The sequence below is a fragment of the Clostridioides sp. ZZV15-6388 genome, from assembly GCF_020657755.1.
In the GTDB taxonomy this organism is placed as follows: Bacteria; Bacillota; Clostridia; order Peptostreptococcales; family Peptostreptococcaceae; genus Clostridioides.
This window is the reverse complement of sequence record NZ_JAGWCU010000063.1, coordinates 1-6174: the sequence shown is the minus strand read 5'-3', so window position 1 is coordinate 6174 and position 6174 is coordinate 1. Positions and strand designations below refer to the sequence as shown.

At 27.3% G+C, this 6174-nt stretch carries 6 protein-coding genes; 5 read left to right on the top strand and 1 reads right to left on the bottom strand.

Annotation, left to right across the window (positions count from 1 at the left end; all coding sequences use genetic code 11):
• The 5 genes from KGF48_RS19555 to KGF48_RS19535 form a co-directional block, all read left to right on the top strand.
• Positions 1–668, top strand: a 668-nt coding sequence (locus KGF48_RS19555; protein WP_227868489.1) for a transketolase C-terminal domain-containing protein, incomplete at its 5' end; no start/stop codon positions are given.
• 139 nt (positions 669–807) lie between these two features.
• Positions 808–1254, top strand: a complete 447-nt coding sequence (gene rpiB / locus KGF48_RS19550) for a ribose 5-phosphate isomerase B (protein WP_227829231.1) — start codon at positions 808–810, stop codon at positions 1252–1254.
• Positions 1255–1286: 32 nt separating this feature from the next.
• Positions 1287–1952, top strand: coding sequence for a ribulose-phosphate 3-epimerase (locus KGF48_RS19545; RefSeq protein ID WP_227829230.1), 666 nt, complete (start codon positions 1287–1289; stop codon positions 1950–1952).
• A 107-nt stretch (positions 1953–2059) separates the two neighbouring features.
• Positions 2060–3562: a phosphomannomutase/phosphoglucomutase gene (locus KGF48_RS19540; protein WP_227868488.1), complete on the top strand. Its 1503-nt coding sequence runs from the start codon at positions 2060–2062 to the stop codon at positions 3560–3562.
• A gap of 392 nt (positions 3563–3954) precedes the next feature.
• On the top strand, positions 3955–4950 hold the full coding sequence (locus KGF48_RS19535; RefSeq protein WP_227841001.1) for a GGDEF domain-containing protein: 996 nt from the start codon (positions 3955–3957) through the stop codon (positions 4948–4950).
• Positions 4951–5079: 129 nt separating this feature from the next.
• Here the strand turns inward: KGF48_RS19535 and KGF48_RS19530 are convergent.
• Positions 5080–6174, bottom strand: a 1095-nt coding sequence (locus tag KGF48_RS19530) for a sensor histidine kinase (protein WP_227868487.1), incomplete at its 5' end; no start/stop codon positions are given.

The window sequence follows — 6174 nt, the reverse complement described above, 5'->3', positions numbered from 1 at the left end:
AGCAAATAAGAAACTCTGTAGCATATCCAAACTTAAATGTTAAAATAGCAGCTACTCATGCAGGAGTAACAGTAGGAGAAGATGGAGGAAGTCATCAAGCTATAGAAGATATATCTTTAATGAGAGGTATACCAAATATGGTTGTATTAAATCCAGCAGATGCTTTAGAAGCAAGACAAGCACTATTTGCATCTATTGATTATAATGGACCTGTATATATAAGATTAGGTAGAGCTGCAACTCCAGATGTAAACAGTGAAAACTATAAATTTGAAATAGGAAAAGGAACTGTTTTAAGAGAAGGCTCTGATATAACAGTAATAGCTACAGGAATAATGGTAGCAAAAGCATTAGAAGCAGCAGAAGAACTTGCTAAAGAAGGTGTAAATGTAGAAGTTGTTAATATATCTACAATAAAACCTTTAGATGAAACATTAATAAAAGAAAGTGCTAAGAAAACTGGAAAAGTAGTTACAGCAGAAGAGCACAGTATAATTGGTGGTTTAGGTTCAGCTGTATGTGAAGCTTTAGCAGAAACTAAAGATGTAGTAGTTAGAAGAATTGGTGTTAAGGATGTATTTGGTCAATCAGGTACACCAGCAGACTTATTAAAACATTACGGATTAACTACTGAAGATATAGTAAAAAATATAAAAGAATTATTATAGATGTAAATATCATTGAATAATAAATTGATTTGATATAAATCAATTAAAGCTGTCTTAAAAATAGAAAGAAATTTCTACAATGGGACAGCTTTATTTTTACGATAATTGTAAAATATTATATAAAAAGGGGTGCTTTTTAATGAAAATATCTATTGGGTGTGACCATGGTGGTTACGAGTTAAAGGAATTTATAAAAGAAAACTTAATTAATAAAGGTATAGAAGTTGAAGATGTAGGAACAAATTCAAAAGAAAGTGTAGATTTTCCAATATATGCAAAAAAAGTAAGTCAAAATGTTCAAAGTAAAAAATCAGATTTAGGTATACTTTGTTGTGGTACAGGAATAGGTATGTCTATTGCCGCAAATAAATTTAAAGGAATTAGAGCAGCAGTTGTGTCAGATTGTTTTTCAGCCCAAGCTACGAGAGAACACAATAATACAAATGTACTTTGTTTAGGGGAAAGAGTTATTGGAAAAGGATTAGCAATGAGAATTGTTGAAGAATGGTTAAATTCAAGTTATAATGGAGAAAGACATGCAAGAAGATTACAAATGATTGATGATATAGAAAATGAAAACTTATAAATAATGAAAATTTATGACTAAGGAGGAAAGTTATGTCTATTATTTGTGCTTCAATAATGTGTGCAGACCAAATGAACTTAAAAAAAGAACTAGAAGCTCTTGAAGAGGCTGATGTAAAATTGCTTCACTGTGATGTTATGGATGGAATATTTGTCAAAAACTTAGCCATGGGACCAGAACTATTAAAGTCAATAAGCGAAAATACAACTATACCTTTAGATATTCATTTAGCTACAGAAACTCCAAATAAGTATATTGATATGATGTCTTATATAAAGCCAAAGTATATTTCTTTTCATGTGGAATCAAGCACAGATGTAAAAGCTGATATACAAAAGTTGAGAGATTATGGAATAGGGCCAGTGTTAGCAATAAGTCCCCAAACTAGTGTAGATAAAATAGAAGAATATATAGGTTTAGTTGAGGGTATCTTAGTAATGACAGTAAATCCAGGATTTGCAGGTCAAAAGTTTAATCTCTCTGTTTTAGATAAGTTAGATAAGCTTACAGAGATATTAAAAGATTATGATAATCCTCCATTTATAGAAGTTGATGGAAATATAAATAAAGATACTATTAGACTTATGAATGGCAAAAAAGTCGATATATATGTTGTTGGTACATCAGCTTTATTTAATGACAAGCCTCCAATTTCATATAAAGAGAAGATAAGAGAGCTAAAAGAAAGTATAAAATAGTTAATAATAAAATTATAAAATTTGTATATTTAGATAATGTAAATTTTAAATAAATTAGGAATTTTATAATATTTAATAAAAATTTTAATTGAGTAAGGAGAATGTTTATGGGTGACATATACAAACTGCAAAATGGGACAGATATTAGAGGAATAGCATATAAAAATGATTCTAAGGAAGTTAATTTAACTGTAGAAGAAGTAAAAAAAATAGCTAAAGCATTTCATATTTGGTTAAAAGAAAAAACTAAAAAAGACAAAATAACTGTTGCAATAGGAACTGATTCTAGAATAACAGGGAGTCAATTTAGAAACACTGTTATTGAAACTTTAATCAATGATAATTGTAATGTAATTGATTGTGAGATTGCTACAACACCAGCAATGTTTATGACAACTATTATGGATGGATACCACTCTGATGGGTCAATTATGATTACAGCTAGCCATTTACCTTATTACTACAATGGATTAAAGTTTTTTACAGAAAATGGTGGTCTAGAAAAAACAGATATAAAAGAAATGTTGGATATAGCTGTTAAAAATGATAGTGTACAGTCTGAAAGAGTAGACAAAAAAGGTACAGTTGTAGTAAAAAATTTAATAGAAGATTATTCTAATTTATTGATAGATAAAATTAGAATAGGTGTAAACTCAAGTAAAAACTATGAAAAGCCTTTTTCTGGACTTAAAATACTAGTTGATGCAGGAAATGGAGCTGGAGGTTTTTTTGCTGAAAAAGTTTTACACATACTGGGAGCAGATACAACAGGTAGTCAATTTTTGAACCCAGACGGTATGTTCCCAAATCATATACCAAATCCTGAAAATAAAGAAGCAATGGAAAGCATTTGTAAAGCCGTATTAGATAATAAGAGTGATTTAGGAATAATATTTGATACAGATGTAGATAGAGCTGCTATTGTAGGTAAAAATGGTAAACCAATAAATAAAAATGCTCTTATAGCTGTTATATCATCAATAATATTAGAAGAACATCCAAATACAGCTATAGTAACTGATTCTATTACTTCAGAAGGTCTTGCTAAATTCATAAGCGAATTAGGAGGAAGACATCATAGATTTAAAAGAGGATATAAAAATGTAATAAATGAAGCTATAAGATTAAATAGTGAAGGTGAAGAGTGCCATTTAGCTATAGAGACATCTGGACATGCTGCTTTAAAAGAAAATTATTTTTTAGATGATGGAGCATATTTAATAGCTAAAATTTTAATAAAAGTTGCAAAACTTTCTTTAGAAGGAAAGACTATAGAAGAATTGATAGAAAACCTTGAAGAAGCAAAGGAAGAAAAAGAAGTTAGAATAGGCATCAATAAAGAAGATTTTAGACCATATGCAGAAGATATATTAAAAGAATTAGATTCTCATGTTAATGATGTTGATGGATGGTCTGTTGCACCAAACAACTTTGAAGGTATAAGAGTTAATTGTAATGAAGCAAATGGAGATGGTTGGTTTTTACTTAGAATATCATTACATGAGCCATTGTTAGCTTTAAATATTGAATCAAATAAAGTTGGTGGAGCAGAAGAAATTTACTCTGAATTAAAACTTTTCCTAGAAAAATATGACTTAAAAGGTCTTTAGGATTAATAAAAAACATACACTTATATTAAAGAATGGATGTAAATTTATACCTAAGATTACAAATATTACAAAATTGTAATCTTAGGTAACAGATATGTAACTGATTATGGAAATTCTATGTGATATTATAAATACAGAGAGATGAAATACATGATGATTTATAGAGAAATATAATTTAAAATGTATTAATATCGCACTAAAAGGTATAATCAAATAAATATGTAAATATAAACCCCAACATTTAGAAAGAGACCTCCAAGGAGGTTTTTTTCTTGTTTACTCCTAAAAAGCATAAAAAATAATTATGTATAGATATAAAATTTTTTCTTTAAACAAATACACAATGTCATGATATAATAACTTTATTAGAACGATAAGGGGATAATAATATTATGTTTAAGAACAAATATGTTGAACGTGTTGAGCAGTTTATAAATGCATATTTTGTAGATAGGGATGTGAAAAAATGTATGTCTTTTTTTCACAAAAATATATGTTGGATTGGTACTGGAAAGTTTGAAGTAGGGAATAGTATTGAAGAAGTAGAGTATTTATTAGAAGAGTATGTAAAACAATCACCAGATAGTTTTATTTTAGAAAAGTTATGGCTAGATAGTAAAGAATATTCAAAAAATTTACATACTGTATTTGGCGAGTATCTAGTTGGTAAGAAAACTAAAAAAGGTTATAATTTTCAAGTAGAAATAAGAATAACATACTTATGTGTTGAATGTGAGGGAGAAATATTAATAAGCAGTGTTCATACTTCTGTTGCAAATGATTTACAAAAAATAGGTGAGTATTTTCCGATAAGTTTAATGGAAGCTGAAAATAATAGATTAGAGGCAATTATTCATGAAAAAACAAAAGAAATAGAAGAGCAAAAAGTTATGTTGTTAGAGGCAAACAGAAAACTTCAGCAACTAGCTATTACGGATGAATTAACTGGTTTATTAAATCAAAGAGCCATTATGGGAAATATAAAATATACTGTTAAAGATAATTCTAAAAACTATGCAATAATGATAATTGACATAGATAATTTTAAACATGTAAATGATAATTATGGGCATTTAGTGGGAGATGAGGTTATAAGAGTGATGGCCTACATCATTCAATCATTTAGAGATTACTATTTATTTGCTGGTAGATATGGTGGAGATGAATTTATTGTTTTGACAGAAAATATAGAAAAAGCAATTCATATTGAATCTAAAGTTCATAATAGTCTACTTAAATATAATTTTAAAGACCTCGACTATAAAATAACTGTAAGTATTGGAATTTCTGAATGGATAGACTTTGATTCTTTTGAAGCATTTTTAAGTGAGGCAGATAAAAAACTATATAAAGCTAAAAAATCAGGAAAAAATAAGACTATATATTAGAGTAAGTATATAAGTATATTAAAAATAGTTTTATGATTTTAATAAGGTTGTAAATTGCAAGTTAACCATTTATAGCATGTAATTTAAAATAAAAATTATTTTGAAATTTACAACCTTATGTATTTAATATTAATTAATTTTTTTAAAAGAAAGGGCTACTTTAAATAAATCAGCATCTATAATTATTTCCATAGTTGCATTTTGTAATTCAATTATATTTTGAGAAATTGATAAGCCCAGACCGGAGCCATCTGTATTTCTTGATATATCACCTCTTCTAAATCTTTCTATTAATTCTTCTGGTTTTAGATTTAATTTATCATTTGAAATATTTTTAAATGTTACTATTATATTTTCATCTTTTATAAACATATCTATATAAACTCTAGTATTTTTCATAGAGTATTTTAGTATATTGCCAATCAGGTTTTCAAATACCCTCCAAGTCTTTTTTCCATCTATCATAGTAAATACAGATTCCTCAGGTGTTTCTATTATAAAATCTAAATTACTGTTTTGAATTTTATCTTCAAGTTCTACTATACTTTGAATTAAGAGCTCTTTTATATCAGTTTTTGTTATATTAAATTCCACATCACCACTACTAAGCTTAGAAGCTTCAAATATATCCTCTATTAATAATTTTAATCTTTGTGATTTTTTATCTAAAATATTTATATAGTCGTTTATTGTTTCTTTATCAAAGTCATTATTTTTTAACATATCAACATAGCTTAATATAGATGTAAGTGGAGTCTTTAAGTCATGAGATACATTTGTTATAAGCTCTGTCTTCATTCTTTCACTTTTTATATTAGCATCTACAGCAGCCTCAAGACCATCTGTTATATTATTTATACTCTTGGATAAAGCAGATATTTCATCGTCTCCTATCACTTCCAACTTATATTTTAGATTTCCATTTTCAATATTTTTTATATTTTTCGAGATATTATTTATGTAGTTAAACTTACTAGATAAAAAGTTGTATATAGAAGAATAAGAAATTATACTTACAAGTGTGAATAAAACCTCTATAACTATTGCCTCAACATAATATACACGCATAAATAATACTAAAACTATGTACTGAATAATTGCTTGTATAACTATAGAGATTAAAAAGGTTATAGATAGTTTCTTATTTATAGTTTTTCTATTATATATGCTAACAAGGTCTGAAAAGAATCTATATGTTATAGACATATCTTTTGGATTATAGCC

Excerpts from the sequence above, each read along its gene's own strand:
- KGF48_RS19535 (WP_227841001.1), top strand. The coding sequence starts at position 3,955 with ATGTTTAAGAACAAATATGTTGAACGTGTTGAGCAGTTTATAAATGCA.
- KGF48_RS19545 (WP_227829230.1), top strand. The coding sequence starts at position 1,287 with ATGTCTATTATTTGTGCTTCAATAATGTGTGCAGACCAAATGAACTTA.
- KGF48_RS19540 (WP_227868488.1), top strand. The coding sequence starts at position 2,060 with ATGGGTGACATATACAAACTGCAAAATGGGACAGATATTAGAGGAATA.
- rpiB (WP_227829231.1), top strand. The coding sequence starts at position 808 with ATGAAAATATCTATTGGGTGTGACCATGGTGGTTACGAGTTAAAGGAA.